General features: G+C 66.2%; 12 protein-coding genes. 4 read left to right on the forward strand and 8 right to left on the reverse strand.

Annotated elements, in window-relative coordinates; genetic code table 11:
- Nucleotides 1-751: 751 nt before the first annotated feature.
- On the reverse strand, nt 752-1,735 hold the full coding sequence (locus ON32_RS00285) for a stage II sporulation protein M (RefSeq protein ID WP_040787755.1): 984 nt from the start codon (nt 1,733-1,735) through the stop codon (nt 752-754).
- An 88-nt stretch (nt 1,736-1,823) separates the two neighbouring features.
- Between ON32_RS00285 and ON32_RS00290 the strand changes: the two genes are divergently transcribed.
- Nucleotides 1,824-2,648: an RDD family protein gene (locus ON32_RS00290; protein WP_051132723.1), complete on the forward strand. Its 825-nt coding sequence runs from the start codon at nt 1,824-1,826 to the stop codon at nt 2,646-2,648.
- A 40-nt stretch (nt 2,649-2,688) separates the two neighbouring features.
- On the opposite strand, the gene ON32_RS00295 is transcribed toward ON32_RS00290, so the two are convergent.
- From ON32_RS00295 to ON32_RS00315, 5 genes are all read right to left on the reverse strand, one after another.
- Complete coding sequence (locus ON32_RS00295) at nt 2,689-3,984, reverse strand: DUF58 domain-containing protein (RefSeq protein WP_040787901.1); 1,296 nt, start codon at nt 3,982-3,984, stop codon at nt 2,689-2,691.
- Between the two features lie 2 nt (nt 3,985-3,986).
- Entirely contained in the window at nt 3,987-4,976 is a 990-nt protein-coding gene (locus tag ON32_RS00300; protein WP_051132702.1) for an AAA family ATPase, read from the reverse strand.
- Nucleotides 4,973-6,016, reverse strand: a complete 1,044-nt coding sequence (locus ON32_RS00305) for a DUF4129 domain-containing protein (protein WP_040787903.1) — start codon at nt 6,014-6,016, stop codon at nt 4,973-4,975. Before ON32_RS00305 ends, ON32_RS00300 begins: the two co-directional genes overlap by 4 nt.
- 5 nt (nt 6,017-6,021) lie before the next feature.
- Nucleotides 6,022-6,966, reverse strand: a complete 945-nt coding sequence (locus ON32_RS00310; RefSeq protein WP_157224029.1) for a hypothetical protein — start codon at nt 6,964-6,966, stop codon at nt 6,022-6,024.
- 83 nt (nt 6,967-7,049) lie between these two features.
- Nucleotides 7,050-8,801 (reverse strand): DUF4407 domain-containing protein, encoded by a 1,752-nt coding sequence (locus ON32_RS00315; RefSeq protein ID WP_051132703.1) that lies wholly within the window; start codon nt 8,799-8,801, stop codon nt 7,050-7,052.
- A 1,004-nt stretch (nt 8,802-9,805) separates the two neighbouring features.
- Between ON32_RS00315 and gltB the strand changes: the two genes are divergently transcribed.
- The 3 genes from gltB (at nt 9,806) to ON32_RS00330 (ending at nt 17,074) form a co-directional block, all read left to right on the forward strand.
- Nucleotides 9,806-14,476 (forward strand): glutamate synthase large subunit, encoded by a 4,671-nt coding sequence (gene gltB / locus ON32_RS00320; protein WP_040787757.1) that lies wholly within the window; start codon nt 9,806-9,808, stop codon nt 14,474-14,476.
- Nucleotides 14,469-15,938, forward strand: coding sequence for a glutamate synthase subunit beta (locus tag ON32_RS00325; RefSeq protein WP_040787759.1), 1,470 nt, complete (start codon nt 14,469-14,471; stop codon nt 15,936-15,938). The genes gltB and ON32_RS00325 overlap by 8 nt, the downstream gene beginning before the upstream one ends.
- Before the next feature lie 236 nt (nt 15,939-16,174).
- Nucleotides 16,175-17,074, forward strand: coding sequence for a cutinase family protein (locus tag ON32_RS00330; RefSeq protein ID WP_083873802.1), 900 nt, complete (start codon nt 16,175-16,177; stop codon nt 17,072-17,074).
- A gap of 93 nt (nt 17,075-17,167) precedes the next feature.
- On the opposite strand, the gene ON32_RS00335 is transcribed toward ON32_RS00330, so the two are convergent.
- Entirely contained in the window at nt 17,168-17,842 is a 675-nt protein-coding gene (locus ON32_RS00335; protein WP_040787761.1) for a histidine phosphatase family protein, read from the reverse strand.
- Between the two features lie 171 nt (nt 17,843-18,013).
- Nucleotides 18,014-18,400, reverse strand: coding sequence for a hypothetical protein (locus ON32_RS00340; protein ID WP_051132704.1), 387 nt, complete (start codon nt 18,398-18,400; stop codon nt 18,014-18,016).
- Nucleotides 18,401-18,410: the final 10 nt, after the last annotated feature.

The raw sequence follows: 18,410 nt of genomic DNA on the forward strand, positions 1-18,410 counted from the left end.
AGTGTGCAGGGTCTTCATGCGGTCGTTCAACGACGAAACGGGCAGGTGAGCGGTCCGAAACCCGAAAGCCGGTGCATTTCCGGAAACATATGCCCATTCATTGATGAGGTGAAGATCACACCGTCGATTTTGGTTGCGGTGGCGCTGCTGGGTTTCCCCGCGGCGGCCGGGGGGCATGGGGGAGAGTGGGCTGGCTCACGCCCTGTTATGGCGCTGGTTAACTGTGTGCAGGTACTTCTGTAAGGCTTGTTGAAGAGACTACCCCGGTTTCTGCCCCTATAAACATACTTGCGGTCGCATTATTGCATCCGAATTCTTGCTCGACGTTGGCTTTTGCCCGAATCTGCAGGTCGTGGGGGTTCTCATGGGTGGACGGGTTGGGTCTCATGGGGTCGATCGTGTGGCGCTCGCCGCCGTTCTCGTTGGTTATGTGTGTGACCTGGAGCTATGGAATGCAATTGCAAATGAAAGTACCGTTTTCCATTCATATGCGGCTGCTGAAAGTTTGCCACCGAGGTGAAAAGTTGTGGTTTCGAATGAGTTTGCCGGCCGGCTGCCTATACGTGTGACCTGTGTCGAAGTGGGTTGCGTGTGGGTAACGATTGTGTACAGTTGAAAGCAACGCTGGCCGCAGCTGAGCAGCGACTCGCTGCGGCCAGCGGAATTCAAATGGGGGAACCTTCACCTGGTTGCTCGAAGAGCGTTGCTGCCGCTGTTCGACCATGTTCGGCCGCGGTGTGCTCGGTGTTGTCTACAACCCCGGTTTCGCCCCCGTAATGTTTCCGGTTTCCGGTTCCCGGGTCGCTTTTCGTCCGACCAGAAAGACGTAACCGAGGAAGGCCGCCTCGGCGAGTACCCCGAATCCGATCCGTACCGGTGTGGGCAGATCACTCGGTGTCACGAATCCCTCCAACAGGCCCGCCACCAGCAATACCGGCACCAGTCCCAGCGCGATCGTCGCGGTGGCCCGGCCCTGTCGGGCCACCGCCTCCATTCGGCTCGACCGGCCCGGATCCACCAGCGTCCAGCCGAGTTTCAATCCGGCGCCCCCGGCGAGAAACACCGCCGACAGCTCGAGGATCCCGTGCGGGAGGATGAAGCCGAAGAAGGCATCGAGACGACCTGCTTCCATCATCAATCCGGCCGTCACCCCGAGATTGAGCGCATTCATGAACAGCAGGTACACCGCGGGCAGGATCAGTACGCCGGTGAACAGCGCAATTGCCGACACCCAGGCGTTATTGGTCCAGACCTGTGCCGCGAACGCCTCATTGGGATGTTCGGAGTAGTAGGACTCGAACCGCCCCCCGGGGGCAGTCAGGTCCGCGGTGTTCGTCGGGATGCCCAGCACCGTACGCGCCGAATCCGATTCGGCGATCCAACGGGCCAAACCGGCGGAGACCGCCAGGAATACCACCGCCACCGTCAAACCCCACGGGCCGGCGCGATACACCGCCGCCGGGAAGCGATGGGCGAAGAAGCGACCGATCTCGGTCCGGGTATCGTTTCGGCTGCCGACGATCCGACCCCGCGCCCGGGTCAGCACCGCGCTGAGACCGCTCACCAGTTCCGGTTCGGGGCTGTGTGTCTGCAATCGGGCCAACTGCTGTGAGGCACGCCGATAGAGCGTGACCAGCTCGTCGGCCTCCGCACCGGTGAGCTTGCGTTTGCGAGCCAGCGCATCCAAGCGGATCCAGGCCCCGCGATGTGCGTAGCTGTATGCATCCACGTCCATACGGTTGCCTCCCGCTCCCGATTCGTGCGCCCGGCCGGTTCCGCCGATCCGGCGGTGGCGGCGCTGCCGTGGAAGAATGCTATTCGACATGGCTGAATTCACGACCGGCGAAGCGGTGGCGCTACAGCTACCCGTGGCCCGCATCCCGTCCCGGGCCGCCGCGTTCCTGATCGATGTCGTGGTTCAGCTGTTGCTGGGCTGGCTGTTGGCGTTCGGCGTCCTGGTGCTGTTCTCGTCCGCGGACAGGGCGTGGGTCGCTACCGCGTCGGTGCTCATGGTCGTCACGGTGCTCGTCGGGTATCCGGTGACCTGCGAAACCCTGTTGCGGGGCAGTACCCCGGGCAAACTGGTTTTCGGATTGCGGGTGGTCCGCGCCGACGGCGGACCGGTGGACTTCCGGCACACCATCACCCGTGGTCTGGCCGGTGCCATCGTGGACTTCTGGATGTTGGGCGGATTCGGCGTCATCGCGGTGATCACCTCGATGTGTTCGCCGCACGCCCGGCGGGTGGGCGATGTGCTCGCGGGCACCGTGGTCGTGTACATCCGGGAACAATTGCCACCACCGGCCCTGGCCGTGCCGCCGCATTGGCTCACCGGCTGGTCGGCGAAACTCGACCTGGCCGCGCTGCCGGACGATCTGGCGTTGTCGATGCGACATTATCTGACCCGGGTGCACTCTCTGACCCCGGCCGCGCAGCACGAGCTCGGTGTGGCGTTGGTGAGCGCGGTCTGCGCGCGGCTACGGGTCGCGCCCCCCGAGGGATACCCACCGGTGCAGATCCTGGGCAGCGTGATCGCGGAACGTCAGCGACGTGCGCTACCACCGCCGGTGCCGTCCACGATGCCGGTCCCCGGTGTGCTGCCGCCGGGCGTTGTAATGCCGACCCGTCCTGTGGGATTCGTCTCGTAGGCGGCGTTCGTCGTGATCCGGCGGCCGTGAAAGCGTCGAGCTACACGGCGCCGGATCGTTTGAGTTCCAGATATTCGTCGGCCAGGACCTCGGGCAGTCGTTCCGGCGTCGCGGCGACCACGGATACCCCCATCCGGCGCAGCGATTCCTGAACCAATGCCTGTTCGGCGAGTCGGGTTTCGGCGGCGGCCGCGCGGTAGATGGCGTCGAGATCGGTGCGGTCGTCGGCCGCGGCGGCGATCTCGGGATCGGTGACCGAGACGATCAGCACCCGATGCCGACGGGCCGGCATCGGAAGCACAGGCACCAGGTTCTCCGCGGCCGCGACGCCGTCGAGGCCGGTGAACCAGACGAGCAGACCGCGCCTGCGGGACCGGTGCACGGCCTCCCGCACCAGGCCGCCGGTATCGGTATCGACCAGGGCAGGTGTGACACCGGCGAGGGCGTGCATCAGTTTCGGCTGCAGTCCCCGGCCGTTCTCGGCGCTTACTTCGCACCGGACACGGCGGTCGTAGGCGAGCAGGCCGACCGTATCGCCGGCCGCGGCGGCGAGCCCACCGAGCAGGAGGGCGGCCTCGATCGCGGCGTCCAGTCGGGTGCCGTCGCCGACGCGGGCCGCGCTGATCCGGCCGGTGTCCAGCAGCATCAGCACATGGCGGTTGCGTTCCGGCCGCCATGTGCGCACCAACACATCGGCGGCCCGAGCGGTGGCACGCCAGTCGATGGCGCGGACATCGTCGCCCGGAACGTATTCCCGGAACGAATCGAATTCGGTACCCTGCCCGCGCAGAGTGGATCGATTACGGCCTTCGAGGAGCTGCAACTGTTTCGCCTTCGACACGAGCAGTCGCTCGCTGCGAAACGGCGGCAGTGCCCGAACCCGTGTGTCGACCGTCTGTCGGGTCTGTCGGCCGGCCATCCCCAGTGGACCCAACAGCCGCAGGGTGATCGGACCCGCCGCGCGGTCTCCACGATGGGTGGGGGTAAGCGTCGTGCGCAGGCGGGTGCGGGTGCCGGGTGCGAGATCGATCCGGTGTTCGCGGTGGGCCGGGCGGGTGCTGTACGGCCAGTCGTCCCACAGCAGTCCGCGAATGTGCCGGTCACCGATATTCGTCACCACCAACTCGCTATCGATACTGCGACCCAGCCGCACCACCGATAGCGGTGTCCGTTCCAGGAGCAGGTCGTCGGCACGACCCATCAGGGCGAGGTCGATCATCATCAACGTGAAGATGGTCAGGCTCGTCAAGGCGACACCGAGCCACGACGGCACCGCGAAGGTGACCAATACGGCCCCCACTGCCGCCGCGGCGACCAACCGACCCGTGACGACCATGATCACACCGGGACAGGGACCGACAGCAGCAACGACGACATCACCTGCTCACCGGTCACCCCGTCCAGCTCCGCTTCGGGTTTCAATTGCAGCCGATGCCGCAGCACCGCCACGGCCACCGTTTTCACATCGTCGGGGGTGACGAACCCGCGGCCGTTCAGCCAGGCCAGTGCGCGGGCGGCGGCCATGAGCGCGGTCGCACCTCGGGGGGAGGCACCGTGGCGGACGGCCGCCGCGGCGCGGGTGGCCCGGCAGATATCGACGATGTAGGCGAGCACCTCCGGTTTGATGGTGACCTGGGTGATGGCGGCCCGGGCGGCGGCGATATGCGCCGAACCGGCGACCGGTCGCAGACCCGCGGCGTTCAGGTCCCGGGGATCGAACCCGGCGGCATGCCGCTGCAGAATATGGAATTCGTCGTCGCGGCCGGGAAGTCGGATATCGACCTTGAACAGAAACCGGTCCAGCTGCGCTTCCGGCAGCGGGTAGGTCCCCTCGTGCTCGATCGGGTTCTGGGTGGCGACCACCACGAACGGGTCGGGCAGCGGGCGAGGGCGGCCGTCGACGGAGACCTGTCGTTCCTCCATCGATTCCAGCAGGGCGGACTGGGTTTTCGGCGGTGTGCGGTTGATCTCGTCGGCCAGTAGCAGATTGGTGAACACCGGCCCCTGGCGGAAGGTGAACTCCGCCGAATGCGGATCGTAGATCTGCGAACCCGTGACATCGGCCGGCATGAGGTCGGGCGTGAACTGCACCCGGGTGTGCTCCAGGTCGAGGGCGGTGGCCAGGGCCCGCACCAGTAGCGTCTTCGCCACGCCGGGAACACCTTCCAGGAGGACGTGGCCGCGGCACAGCAGGGCGAGGACGAGATACATGACGGCCTCGTCGTTACCCACCACGGCCTTGCCGATCTCGGTGCGCAGCGCGGCCAGCGCGGCCCCGGCTTCGGCCGCGGTCGGGGCGGGGGTTTTACTGGTGTCGATGCTGGTCATCCGATCTCCGCTTCGATCCATTCGAGTTGGGCGGCAATCAGTTCCACGGTGGATGCGTCGGGAACCGGGCCGTAGAGAGCAGTGCCGATCAGCCGTGGATCGGCGTTGATACGTGTGGCGATCGCGGCGATCAGCGCATCCGGGGTATCGCCCGCGCCGGTGCCGAGCGCGCGCCGGACGCGGCGCACGGTGGCGGCGCGAAGGACGGCCGCGATGTGTTCGTGGTCGCCGGACCGGCGGTAGAGCCCGGCCTGGCCGGTGAGCAGCTCATCGGCCGCGACCTCCACCGGGCGTGGTTCGCCGACCAACGCCCCGCGGCGTCGAGCCCGCCACCAGGCCAGGAGTCCGATGACGATGAGAAATTGCAAACCGCCGAAGGCCACCGGGGCCGGTAACCGGCCGAAGACGGAATCGGAGCCCACGAGCCCGGGTGGTGCGGTGTCGCCATCTCGAGGCTGTCGGGTCGGTGGTGGCGGTGCGTCGGGAGCCGACGAGGTGGGCGGTGCGCCGCACGAGTGCAGTACGGCCCACAACAGCACGACGAGGAGAACCGAAGCCACCAGTGTGATCCAGAACCGATGGTCCCGGAGCAGTGTCGGCAGGGATAGGGACCGGTGAGCGCGGTTCTTCCTTTCCCCGGCGTCCACCTCGACAGGTTCGGGGGCGGGCGGAGGCGCCGCGGCGGAAAAGATATCGACGGTCGACAACCGGTGGTACTCGTCTTCGCCGGCGGGTCGGCCGCCGTAGACGACCTCGTCGAAACCCCGGGCGGTGGGTGACAACTCGGTGGATTGCGGCGACGGTAGGGTTCCGGCCGCCTCGTGGGCGGTTTCGTGGGCGGTTCGGGATCGGCGCACCTTCAGGACGCCGTGCTGCTCCATACCGCGCAGCATCGCGCGGAATCGTTCCCGCAACGCGGTGTCGAAATCCTGGCGTGCGGCCGCCGCTTCCGCTGCCGCACGGTGGGCTTCGGCGGACTCCAGATGCGGTATGTCGGGTGCGGGAGGCGGCCGGTAGGGGTCTGACGGTGGTTGATGCATGGGGATCAACATCGCCCTCCGAACGGTTCGGCGGCCGGGAAGCCGGTCGGACCGGGTTCGCCCACGTCGGTTGGTCGGCCACCGGGCGAAAAGCCGGGAACCCGGATGTCCAAACCTTCTCTCCGGCAGCGTGAATCGATGTAGCAAACCACTCGCCCGGCCGCCTCCACGATTTCGCCGAAGGCGACGAGCAACAGCGCGGCCGAGGAGAGCAGTGCGGTGAACGCCCAGCGGTGGGTGCCGGAGATATCGCTGATGAACCAGGGAATCGCCAGCAGCGGGATCGTCAGCAACCCGAGCAGTAGGCGTTGACAGATCCACAGGCTCGTTCGGGCCCACAGCACATCCCGGTCCAGTAGGTGCGCGCGATCCATCGCGGCTCGGCCGGGCAACCCCTCCGCCATGATGATCGGCACCGCTATGAATCGCTTCGCGCGCAACCATCCCAGCCAGACCAGTCCGAGTGGACCGATGAACGCCAGCGGAATGCCGATGAGCAGGACACCCACCCCCACCAGGGTGAACAGTGTCTGAAACAGCAGTAGTGGCCGCCATCGCGTGCCGAATCGTGTCACTGCGGTCCGCCAACCGATCGGTTCGGCGAAGACCCGCGCCAGTCCGATGGCGGTACACACCCCGCGGAGGACGAAGCGGAGCAGCCAGGCGGCGCATATCGTCGTCAGAATCGCCGCGAGGGCGGTGCCGGCGTCCGAGCCGTCGGTCAGCCAGGACACCGCGCCGGTGACTCCCACCACTGCCACCTCACCGACCACCAACAGGATGCCCGCGAAGCCGGCCAGCCGGCCGATATCGGGTTGGACGAGGGCGAACGGAAGGTCCAGTAGCTCGCGGAAGGTCAGGGGGCGGATCGGCACCGTCATGTCGTGGGGTAGCGATTGCGAATCCGTTCCCGCCCCGACGGCGCCGTCCGTGTCGGCGGCCGGCAGCACGCGGCCGAGTCTAGTGGGTGCGGCCACCATCGGCCCGTCGACGGTTTCGCCGCTCCTGGTGTCGGTGGGTGAAATGGCCGGGGTCAGTGGCCGGGAGGCAGTTGTGGCGGGTTCGGTCGCTTCGACAGTGCGGTGGCGTGCGGTGCCGAGAGCTCGTCGGGGTCGACGACATCCGGTTCGCCCGTGAGCGGGGAAGTGGGCACGGCGACCGTTTCCGCGTCGGGGTAGGTGATATCGACGACCGAGGCCGAGAGTTGCCGGTCGGTGCCGGATTCGGGGGAAGACGACGGGACCGGACCGGTGGTGGTGTTCATGGTGACCGCCCGGGTCCGGCGCAGGGTGAAGGTGATCTCTTCGGCTTCTTCCAGGACCTGTCGGGCGGTGCGCAGCGGCCGACTCGCGGTATCGATGGCCGAGGTGACGAACGACGGGACCAATGGGCGGATCAGGCGAACCGCGGTATCGCTGAACGGAACGATGCCGATCAGCGGCAGCTCCAGGCCATCCGAGCCGGCCGGCGGTGCCGTCCGCACGTCGGGGAGGCGGTCGGAGCGCGGGTCGACGGCTGCCGGGGCTTCGGCCGGGTCGCCGGGGCGATGGTGGGGCTCGGCGTTCGCGTCGTCGGGTGCGAGGTCGCCGACAGGTAGGGCGCGGTCGCGGGTGGTTACTTCTCGCCCGACCTGTTCGGGGGTGCGGCGCGGTGATTCGGTGACCCCGATCTCCAGGCCGCCGATGGCGGCGATGATGCGAGTCCGCTGCTGTTCCCGGGCAATGGCGGTATCGGCCTCGGCGGCCAGCCGGGTTTCGGCCAGTTGCTGTTCCGCGCGCAGGGTTTCGGCTTCGGCCCGGAGTTGGGCCTGTTTCTCGGCGATCGCCGCATCCGCGGCGCGTTCGGCCCGGTCACGCACCGCGGCGGCGGCTCGACGCCGCTCCTGGGTGGTCTCACCGCGCCACCATCGCAGGACGAGTGGCAACAGGGCGAACAGTACGAAGGCAATGGTGCCGAGCAGCCGCAGGATGAACGCGCTCGGCGTCGAGACGGTGTGGTCGTGCATGGCCGCCCAGCGGGCGCCGAAGCCGCGGTCGGCGGTGGCGATCGCGGTGGCCTCGGCCTCGTCCAGGGCGCCGCGGGCGTCGGCTATCCGCTGGTCCAGCGGGGTGATTCGCGTTCGGGCGTCCCGTAGCCGGGCGCGGGCGTCGTCGAGCATGGTTTCGGCCGTTCGGGCCTCCGGTCCGCGCCCGGGTACCCCGGTGATCTTGGTCTGCGGGCACTGTGGGGTCGGGTGGTATTCGCATCGGGCGATGATCAGAGCTTCGTCGAGCGCGGTCTCGGCCTCGGTGAGGGTCCGGTCGAGTGCGGCGCGGTCGGCAACGGCGCGGTCCAGTCGGGTGTGGGCGAGACGTACTTCCGGTGTGGCCGCGGCGGAGGTCGCGGCCCGTTCGTCGAGCAGCCGATCGATCGTGCCGTCGAACAGCACCGTGGCGGCGAGTTCGGCGAGCAGGATTCCCATCAACGCCGCCACCGTGATCCGTCCTACCACCGCCCGACGGTTCGGTGTGCCGGCGGGTAGATCGGGACGTCCGGTTTGTTCGGCCCCGGCCAGGGTGCGCCCGATCAGTCCGGTGACGAATCCCACCACCACCGCGACCGCGATGGCGGCAGGTAGCGGCCATCCATCGGAGAGACCCAATGCCGTCATGGCGATTCCGGCGGCGACCAGCGCGAAGACCGTAACGCTCGCACCGGTGACGAGGTATCCGGTACGTTCGTACCCATCGGCCGGCTCGGCCGGTTGGCCTCCGCCGAGCCAGACGAACATGCCGGCGACGGTCATGGGAGCCACATCCTCTACGTCTCCTCCACGTCCCAGAGCTCTTGGGTACGGACCAGTTCGCCGCCACACGTGTCGTCCGTGGGTATGCGCCGTCGGTCCGAATCCCGGGCGGACGTGGGCCGAACTGTCACTGGTTCGTTGTTTCAGCGTGACAGGCTCCGCGCGATATACCGAGTACGAACAAGCGTCTGTGTCCGGTGTCACAGAGGTGAGATCGAACTCTTTCTCGCGGCCGTGTGGGCCGCCGATGCCGGGTGGATCCGGGGGTGTCAATGGGGGCGAAAAGTGTGTCCGATTCCACTATGGGGCGGTTTGCTGAATGTGTGCCGGCTCTCGGAATTTCTAAAACAGGCCGGACGGTCGGATCATGTTACGCGCTTGTCACGCTGCTGTTGCGGACATCTCTTTCCGGCGGAGGACAGTTAGCCGCGCGCGGATGTGTTTGCCTGGTTCCATCGCCGGGAATTCATCTTCGACGCAGGTGAGCGAGGGTCCGAGGTCGCAACGGGGCGACCTGGGAACGGCCGCGATCGGTGGATCATCGCTGTTCGGAACGACCGATCGAGTTCGATCCGGGCCCGCTCGCTGCTTTACACTGAATAACACGCATATGTGGAGGATCGGATGAAGAAGCCCAGCTAGTTCTTTTTCTTAGGGGAACCTTGGTTGGTTGGGCCCCGGACCTGACTTATCGTTTGCTCTTACGTCGAACAGGAAATGTCCGGCGAGGAGCGCACGCTCGGACAACCCACTGCGGGGACCCGAGCCGAGCGGGTGAACCCCGCTCGCCGATAGGGATACATAGGCGTTTTGTTACCCCGAGACCCGCGGCACATGCGGGTGGACAACTTCAGACGTGACTGCACGCCGAAGACCATCAGCGCGGCTGGTTTCCGGAACGTACGGACGCGGTCGGAGACGAAAGCGTTCGACAGCTCAGGCGTTCGACGGGCCATCCGATGGGCCGTACCACGTCGAATGTCGACTTTCTCGAAGGCAGAGGCATGACGCAACTTCCTGGCCACAGGTCGCCCGGACCCATCGGGCTCTACGACCCGGCGAACGAGCACGACGCCTGCGGCGTCGCATTCGTTGTCGATATGCACGGTCGTCGTAGCCGTGACATTGTCGACAAGGCTATTACGGCTCTGTTGAATCTGGAGCATCGAGGTGCCGCCGGCGCCGAGCAGAACTCCGGCGACGGCGCCGGCATCCTGATCCAGGTCCCGGATCGCTTCTTCCGGGCAGTGGTCGACTTCGAGTTGCCCCCCGAAGGTTCCTACGCCACCGGTATCGCCTTCCTGCCGCAGGCCCGTCGGGAAGCGGCCCTGGCCGCCTACCGCGTGGACAAGATCGTCAAGGAAGAGGGCCTGGCGGTACTCGGCTGGCGCGAGGTGCCCATCGACGAATCGTCGCTGGGTGCGCTCGCCCGCGACGCCATGCCGACCTTCCGGCAGATCTTCATCGGCTCGCCCGCCGGGTCCGCCGAACAGCTGTCCGGAATGGACCTGGAGCGGCGCGCCTATGTGATCCGCAAGCGGGTGGAACGCGAGCTGGGCAAATCCGGTCCGGGCGAGGGTGCGGTCGGCCGGGAAACGGTTTACTTCCCGAGCCTGTCCGGGCAGACCTTCGTCTACAAGGGCATGCTCACCACCCCGCAGCTGCGGGCGTTCTACCTGGATCTGCAGGACGAACGGGTGGAAAGCGCCCTGGGCATCGTGCACTCCCGCTTCTCCACCAACACCTTCCCGTCCTGGCCGCTGGCCCACCCGTTCCGCCGGGTCGCGCACAACGGTGAGATCAACACCGTCACCGGCAACGAGAACTGGATGCGGGCGCGAGAGGCGCTGCTGCGTTCGGAGGTGTTCGGTTACGACTCGGCGGGTAAGAACCGGCTGGAGAAGATCTTCCCGGTCTGTACCCCCGGTGCCAGTGACACCGCGCGCTTCGACGAGGTCCTGGAACTGTTGCACCTGGGCGGACGCAGCCTGCCGCATGCGGTGCTGATGATGATCCCCGAGGCCTGGGAACGCAACGAGAACATGGACCCCGCTCGGCGGGCGTTCTACGAGTACCACTCCATGCTCATGGAGCCGTGGGACGGTCCGGCCTCGGTGTGCTTCACCGACGGCACTGTGATCGGCGCCGTGCTCGACCGCAACGGCCTGCGTCCCAGTCGGATCTGGGTGACCGAGGACGGCCTGGTCGTCATGGCCTCCGAGGTCGGTGTGCTCGATATCGACCAGTCCAAGGTGATCAAGAAGGCCCGTTTGCAGCCGGGCCGAATGTTCCTGGTCGACACCGAACAGGGTCGGATCGTCGACGACGAGGAGATCAAGGCGAAACTGGCCGCCGAGCACCCCTACCGGGAATGGCTCGAGGCCGGGGTCAAGCACCTGTCCGATCTGCCCGACCGTCCGCATGTGCATATGCCGCACGACCGGGTGCTGATCCGGCAGCAGATCTTCGGCTACACCAACGAGGAACTGAACCTGCTGATCTCGCCGATGGCCCGCACCGGGGCCGAGGCGCTCGGCTCGATGGGCACCGACACCCCGATCGCCGTGCTCTCGGCGCGGCCGCGACTGCTCTTCGACTACTTCTCCCAGCTGTTCGCGCAGGTCACCAACCCACCGCTGGATGCCATCCGGGAAGAGGTGGTGACCAGTCTGCGTCGGCATATCGGCCCGGAGGCCGACCTGCTGCACCCCACCCCGGACTCGTGTAAGCAGATCGCCATCGAGCAGCCGATTCTGGACAACGACGAGCTGGCCAAGCTGCTCCACATCAACGACGACGGCAGTCATCCCGAACTGCGTTCGGTGGTGGTGCGCGGTCTGTATCCGGTGGCCGAGGGCGGTGAGGGGCTGCGCAAGGCGCTGGAGGCGATCAATACCCAGGTCTCGGCCGCGATCGACGGCGGGGCCCGGATCATCGTGCTGTCCGACCGTGAGTCCAACGAGAAGCTGGCGCCCATTCCGTCGCTGTTGCTCACCTCGTCGGTGCATCACCACCTGGTCCGCGAGCGCACTCGGACCATGGTCGGTTTGGTGGTCGAGGCCGGTGACGCCCGTGAGGTGCACCATATGGCCATGCTCGTCGGCTTCGGCGCCGCTGCGATCAACCCCTACATGGCCTTCGAGTCCATCGAGGACATGCTCGAACGCGGTGTGCTGCAGATGCCGGACAGCACCGCGAGCACCGACGGCAAGGCCGGGTTGGCCGCCGACTACCGCAAGGCGGTCGCCAACTACAACAAGGCCGCCGGCAAGGGTGTGCTGAAGGTGATGTCCAAGATGGGCATCTCCACTCTGGCCTCCTACAACGGCGCCCAGCTGTTCCAGGTGATCGGTCTGTCGCAGGAGCTGGTGGACGAGTACTTCACCGGTCTGCGCTCGCACCTGGGTGGTATAGGGCTGGACGAGATCGCCGCGGAGGTGGCGGCCCGGCACCGGATCGCTTTCCTGGAGAACCGCAACGAGCGCGCGCACCGCGAGCTCGAGGTCGGCGGTGAATACCAGTGGCGGCGTGAGGGCGAATATCACCTGTTCAACCCGGACACCGTCTTCAAGCTGCAACATTCCACCCGCACCGGGCAGTACTCGATCTTCAAGGAGTACACCAGGCTGGTGGACGACCAGTCCGAGCGGCTGGCCTCGCTGCGCGGTCTGTTCAGGTTCAAGACCGGCGTGCGTTCCCCGATCCCGATCGAAGAAGTCGAGCCGGCGAGTGAGATCGTCAAGCGGTTCTCCACCGGCGCGATGAGCTACGGCTCCATCTCCGCGGAGGCGCACGAGACGCTGGCCATCGCCATGAACCGTCTCGGCGGTCGCTCCAACTCCGGTGAGGGCGGTGAGTCGCCGGCCCGTTTCGAACCGGAGGAGAACGGCGACTGGCGGCGCAGCGCGATCAAGCAGGTCGCCTCGGGTCGATTCGGTGTGACCGCGCACTACCTGACCAACTGCACCGATATCCAGATCAAGATGGCCCAGGGCGCCAAGCCGGGCGAGGGCGGTCAGCTGCCCGCGCACAAGGTGTATCCGTGGGTCGCCGAGGTGCGGCATTCGACACCGGGTGTGGGTCTGATCTCGCCCCCGCCGCACCACGACATCTACTCGATCGAGGACCTGGCGCAGCTCATCCACGATCTGAAGAACGCGAACCCGCAGGCGCGGATTCACGTGAAACTTGTCGCGGAGCCCGGTGTGGGTACCGTCGCGGCGGGTGTGTCCAAGGCGCATGCCGATGTGGTGCTGATCTCCGGCCATGACGGTGGTACCGGCGCGTCGCCGCTGACCTCGCTCAAGCACGCCGGTGGCCCCTGGGAGCTCGGTCTGGCCGAGACCCAGCAGACGTTGCTGCTCAACGGTCTGCGCGACCGGATCGTGGTGCAGGTCGACGGCCAGATGAAGACCGGCCGCGATGTCATGATCGCCGCGCTGCTCGGCGCCGAGGAGTACGGTTTCGCGACCGCTCCGCTGGTGGTGTCCGGCTGCGTCATGATGCGGGTCTGCCACCTGGACACCTGCCCGGTTGGTGTGGCCACGCAGAACCCGATTCTGCGGCAGCGGTTCACCGGTAAGCCGGAATTCGTCGAGAACTTCTTCATGTTCATCGCCGAAGAGGTTCGGGAACTGCTGGCCCAGCTGGGCTTCCGCACCCTGGACGAGGCCATCGGCCGCGTCGATCTGCTCGACACCACCAAGGCCAAAGAGCACTGGAAGGCGAGCAAGCTGGATCTGTCGCCGATCCTCGACGATATCGAGACGGCGTTCATGTACCAGGACCGTCGCCGCACCAAGGAGCAGGACCACGGTCTGGACCGGGCGCTGGACAACGAGCTCATCGCGCAGAGTCGCGACGCGCTCGAATTCGGCAAGCCGGTGAAGATCGAAACCAAGATCACCAACGTGAACCGGACGGTCGGTACCATGCTCGGCCACGAGGTGACCAAGCTCTACGGTGGCGCCGGCCTGCCCGACAACACCATCGACATCACCTTCACCGGTTCCGCGGGCAACAGCTTCGGCGCGTTCGTCCCGGCGGGTATCACGCTGCGGGTGCGCGGTGACGCGAACGACTATGTCGGCAAGGGTCTTTCGGGTGGACACCTGGTGGTGCGCCCGGCCCCGAACGCACCGGCGGATTTCGCCGCGGAGCGCAATATCATCGCGGGCAATGTGATCCTGTTCGGCGCGACCAGCGGTAAGGCGTTCATAAGCGGTGTGGTCGGCGAACGATTCGCGGTCCGCAACTCCGGCGCCATCGCGGTGGTCGAGGGTGTCGGTGACCACGGTTGCGAGTACATGACCGGCGGTCGGGTCGTCATCCTCGGCGAGACCGGACGCAACTTCGGCGCCGGTATGTCCGGTGGTATCGCGTTCGTCTACGACCCCGACGGGGTGTTCCCGTCCCGGGTCAACCCCGAACAGAGCGATGCCATCGAGCCGTTGTCCGGGGACGACTTCGGTTGGCTGCGCGACATCATCACCGAGCATCGCGACCAGACCGCGTCGGCTGTCGCCGAGCGGATTCTGAGTGACTGGTCGCAGCAGGTGAACCACTTCGTGAAAGTTATGCCACGCGAGTACAAGAAGGTACTCCTCGCTATCTCCGAGGCTGAGAAGAGTGGCAAGGACGTCGACGAGGCGATCATGGAGGCCGCTCGTGGGTGACACCCAGGGATTTCTGAAGTACACACAGCGGGAGTTGCCCGCCCGGCGTCCGGTGCCGTTGCGCCTGATGGACTGGAAAGAGGTCTACGAGCAGGGCTTCCCGCACGAGACCCTGCAACGCCAGGCCAGCCGGTGCATGGACTGCGGTATCCCGTTCTGCCACAACGGTTGCCCGCTGGGCAATCTCATCCCGGAGTGGAACGACCTGGTCTACAAGGACCGTTGGCGCGATTCCATCGACCGGTTGCACGCGACCAACAACTTCCCGGAATTCACCGGTCGGTTGTGTCCGGCGCCGTGTGAGGCGTCCTGTGTGCTCGGTATCAACCAGGACCCGGTGACCATCAAGCAGGTCGAGATCGAGATCATCGAGAACGCCTTCGACGAGGGCTGGGTCGCGCCGGTGTACCCGACCCGGTTGACGGGTAAGAAGGTCGCCGTCGTCGGCTCCGGGCCGGCGGGTCTGGCCGCCGCTCAACAGTTGACCCGCGCCGGACACACCGTGACCGTGTTCGAGCGGGCCGACCGGATCGGCGGGCTGCTGCGCTACGGCATTCCGGAATTCAAGATGGAGAAGCGCTTCATCGACCGCCGGCTGGCGCAGATGGAGGCCGAGGGCACCATCTTCAAGACCGGGGTGAACGTCGGTGTCGATATCACCGCCGATCGGCTGCGCGAACAGTTCGACGCGATCGTGCTGGCCGGTGGTGCCACCGTGGCCCGGGATCTTCCGATCCCGGGACGCGATCTGGACGGTATCCACCAGGCCATGGAGTACCTGCCGTGGGCCAACCGGGTGCAGCACGGCGATCCCGTCACCGATGGTGACGGTCTGCCGCCGATCCACGCGCGCGGTAAGAAGGTCGTCATCATCGGCGGTGGCGATACAGGTGCCGACTGCCTGGGTACCGCGCACCGCCAGGGCGCGGCCACCGTGCACCAGTTCGAGATCATGCCGCGTCCACCGGCCGAGCGGGCCGGCTCCACCCCGTGGCCGACCTACCCACTGATGTACCGCGTGTCCTCGGCGCACGAAGAGGGCGGCGAACGGGTGTTCTCGGTGAACACCGAGCGGTTCATCGGCGCGGATGGCAAGGTCACCGGCCTGGAGGCGCACGAGGTGACAATGGTCAACGGTCGCTTCGAGAAGGTGGAGGGCACCGACTTCACGCTCGAGGCCGATCTGGTGCTGCTGGCCATGGGCTTCGTCGGACCCGAGAAGTCGGGGCTGCTCAACGATCTGGGGGTTGGTTACGACCAGCGCGGAAATGTGCAGCGCGACAAGAATTGGGCCACCAATGTGCCCGGTGTTTTCGTCGCCGGTGATATGGGTCGCGGTCAGTCGCTGATCGTCTGGGCCATTGCCGAGGGGCGTTCCGCTGCCTCCGCGGTCGACCGTTACCTGGAAGGTGAGACCGCGCTGCCGGCTCCCATCACTCCCACCATGGTCGCCCAACGCTGAATTACGCTCGCGAGCAAGGCGCCTGCCGGATTCATTCCGGCAGGCGTCTTTTTATATGACCGAAATAGGACGCGCTGGTTTTCCGTATGGCGCGGTGGGTTGAGTGGCCTTATTGTTATCTTCCGGAGTGGCCCGGACACGGATGTGAACGGCGCGGTTCTCGATGTATCCGTCGGGTCACGGACGTGGCGATATCGAAGGGCCTCCCGGGCGAGGCAGTAGGGAACTGGAGCGGTATGCGGTTGAAAAGGATTGCCGCGGCCCTGGGTGCATGTGCGACGGTCGCATCCGGATTGGTATTCGGTAGCGGCGCGGCATCGGCGGCACCCGGCTGCCCGAGTCTGTATGTGGTGGCGATCCCGGGCACCTGGGAAACCGGCCATGATCGGACACCGCAGCCCGGCATGTTGGCCGGGGTCACCCGTGGTCTGCCATCCTCGGCAAAAGTCGATTACGTGACCTACGCGGCCACCGCTTTCCCTTGGGAGGGCGACGTTTACGGTAAGTCCAAGAAAGAGGCCGTGGACAATGCGCGCGGTATGATCTCGGCCATGGCGCAGCGCTGCGGGGCGACCAAGATCGCCCTGGTCGGTTACAGCCAGGGTGCCGACGCCGCCGGTGATCTCGCCGCCGAGATCGGCACCGGACTCGGCGTCGTTCCGCCCGATCGCATTGCCGGGGTGGGGCTGATCTCCGATCCGCGTCGGTCGCCGACCGATATCCAGGTCGGTACGCCCGCGCCCGGCGCCGGGGCCAGCGGCCCGCGGGTAGGTGGTTTCGGCTGGATCAGCGACCGAGTGCGGACCGTCTGCGCCGTGAACGACCTCTACTGCTCGACGGCCCCGGACGATTTCGTCACCCGCTTCGCGGGGTTCCTCGTGCAGATCTCCGACGCCAATCCGGCGAATCTGTGGCGTTATCAGCTGGAAGCGGCGGCCATCGTCAATGATCTGATGCGGCACGGCGGGGTGCCGGCCCTGCATCAGCAGCTCAGCGAAAGCGCAACCGAGCGGCGGGCCAAGGAGCTGGAGCAGTTCTACAAGTCCCAGGCCCACAACAGCTACGGCAGCTATCAGGTGGGTGGCGGTCAGACCGCTGTTTCCTGGATGCACAACTGGATCGCCGGTATGGCCTGATCCGAACCACGGACCTTCGACTCGAACGGCCGCCCGACCCAGGTTTGGGTCGGGCGGCCGTTCGTTTGCGGTGTGGCGTCGCCGATCGGGTGTTCAGGAACGCGAAGTCATATTGCGGGGCAGCAGATCCCAGACATGACCGTTCTCGTTCACCGTCGCCGCGGTGCGTCGACCGGTCCGGGAGAACAGAATTCGGGTGATGGAGCAGTAGTCGATCGGAAAGGTCAGCGGCCGGGACAGACCGAGTAATTCCTGCAGGGTGACATTGATGACCCCGCCATGGGTGAAGGCGACCACGGTATCGGTCGGTTCGGTGGTCGAGGCGATCTCGGTTATCGCATCGTGTACCCGCATGCGAAATGCGTCCGCATCGATTTGCGTCGGTAGGAAACCGGCCTTGATCCGCTCGTAGGATTCCCGGTGATCGACCTTGGCGTCCTCGATCGGAATATAGAACGGAAGGTCACGGTCGTATTCGGCCAGATCATCGACGATATCGACGGACAGTCCCAGCTTTGCGGCCAGCGGTGCGGCCGTTTCCCGAGCCCGTCGCTGCGGACTGCTGATCACCCGGACGATCCGATGGTGGTCCAATGCGGTCGGCACTCGCTCGGCTTGTTCGACCCCGATCGGAGCCAGGGCCGGGTCGGCGGCCGACACCGTCCTCGAAGGAGCCGATTCCGTGGCGGCGGGCAGCGATGTTTCCGATTCGGTAGCGGCCTGCTCGATCCGCTGGGGCTGCGCATGGCGAACGAGTATCAACTGCACTCGATCAACTCTGCCCCATCCCGGCGCCCGCCACCATTCGGGTATCACCGGACAGATACCGGATATCGACGCGGCCGCCCGGTCCCGCCGAGGACGGGTGGACAGCACTCGGCCCGACCCGCGAGTTCGCGAGCCGGGCCGAGGTGATGTATTCGACCGCGCGGACCGGTGTCACCAGCCTTGGGGCGGGGGCGGCGGATATTGACCGCCACCCTGTGGTGGGTGGGGATTGTTCGGATTCTGGGGGTAGCCACCCTGCGGCGGGTAGGGGTTATTGGGGTCCTGGGGATAACCGCCCTGCGGTGGATAGGGCTGTTGCGGAAATTGTCCGGGAGGCTGTTGGTTGTTGTTCTTCCGTTTCATCAGGAGGATCAGACCGACGATCAGGAGGACAACGATCACGCAGCAGAGCAGGCCGAACAGTCCGAAGCCGCCGCGACCTTTACTCCTACTCCGTTTACGAGCCTCGTATTCCAGCGCGGATGTCAGCACATCCGGGCTCGCCCAGGTCGAATGATCCAGCAGACTCGCATTGGTGAGCAGGTCAAGATGGTACAAAGAAAACCCC

It is taken from the genome of Nocardia paucivorans NBRC 100373, from assembly GCF_000308675.1.
Lineage (GTDB): Bacteria > Actinomycetota > Actinomycetes > Mycobacteriales > Mycobacteriaceae > Nocardia > Nocardia paucivorans.

Bases quoted from the DNA above. Each gene is read 5' to 3' on its own strand.
- ON32_RS00295 (WP_040787901.1), bottom strand. From the start codon at position 3,984: ATGGTCGTCACGGGTCGGTTGGTCGCCGCGGCGGCAGTGGGGGCCGTA.
- gltB (WP_040787757.1), top strand. From the start codon at position 9,806: ATGACGCAACTTCCTGGCCACAGGTCGCCCGGACCCATCGGGCTCTAC.
- ON32_RS00290 (WP_051132723.1), top strand. From the start codon at position 1,824: ATGGCTGAATTCACGACCGGCGAAGCGGTGGCGCTACAGCTACCCGTG.
- ON32_RS00300 (WP_051132702.1), bottom strand. From the start codon at position 4,976: ATGACCAGCATCGACACCAGTAAAACCCCCGCCCCGACCGCGGCCGAA.
- ON32_RS00330 (WP_083873802.1), top strand. From the start codon at position 16,175: ATGCGGTTGAAAAGGATTGCCGCGGCCCTGGGTGCATGTGCGACGGTC.
- ON32_RS00305 (WP_040787903.1), bottom strand. From the start codon at position 6,016: ATGCATCAACCACCGTCAGACCCCTACCGGCCGCCTCCCGCACCCGAC.
- ON32_RS00285 (WP_040787755.1), bottom strand. From the start codon at position 1,735: ATGGACGTGGATGCATACAGCTACGCACATCGCGGGGCCTGGATCCGC.
- ON32_RS00315 (WP_051132703.1), bottom strand. From the start codon at position 8,801: ATGACCGTCGCCGGCATGTTCGTCTGGCTCGGCGGAGGCCAACCGGCC.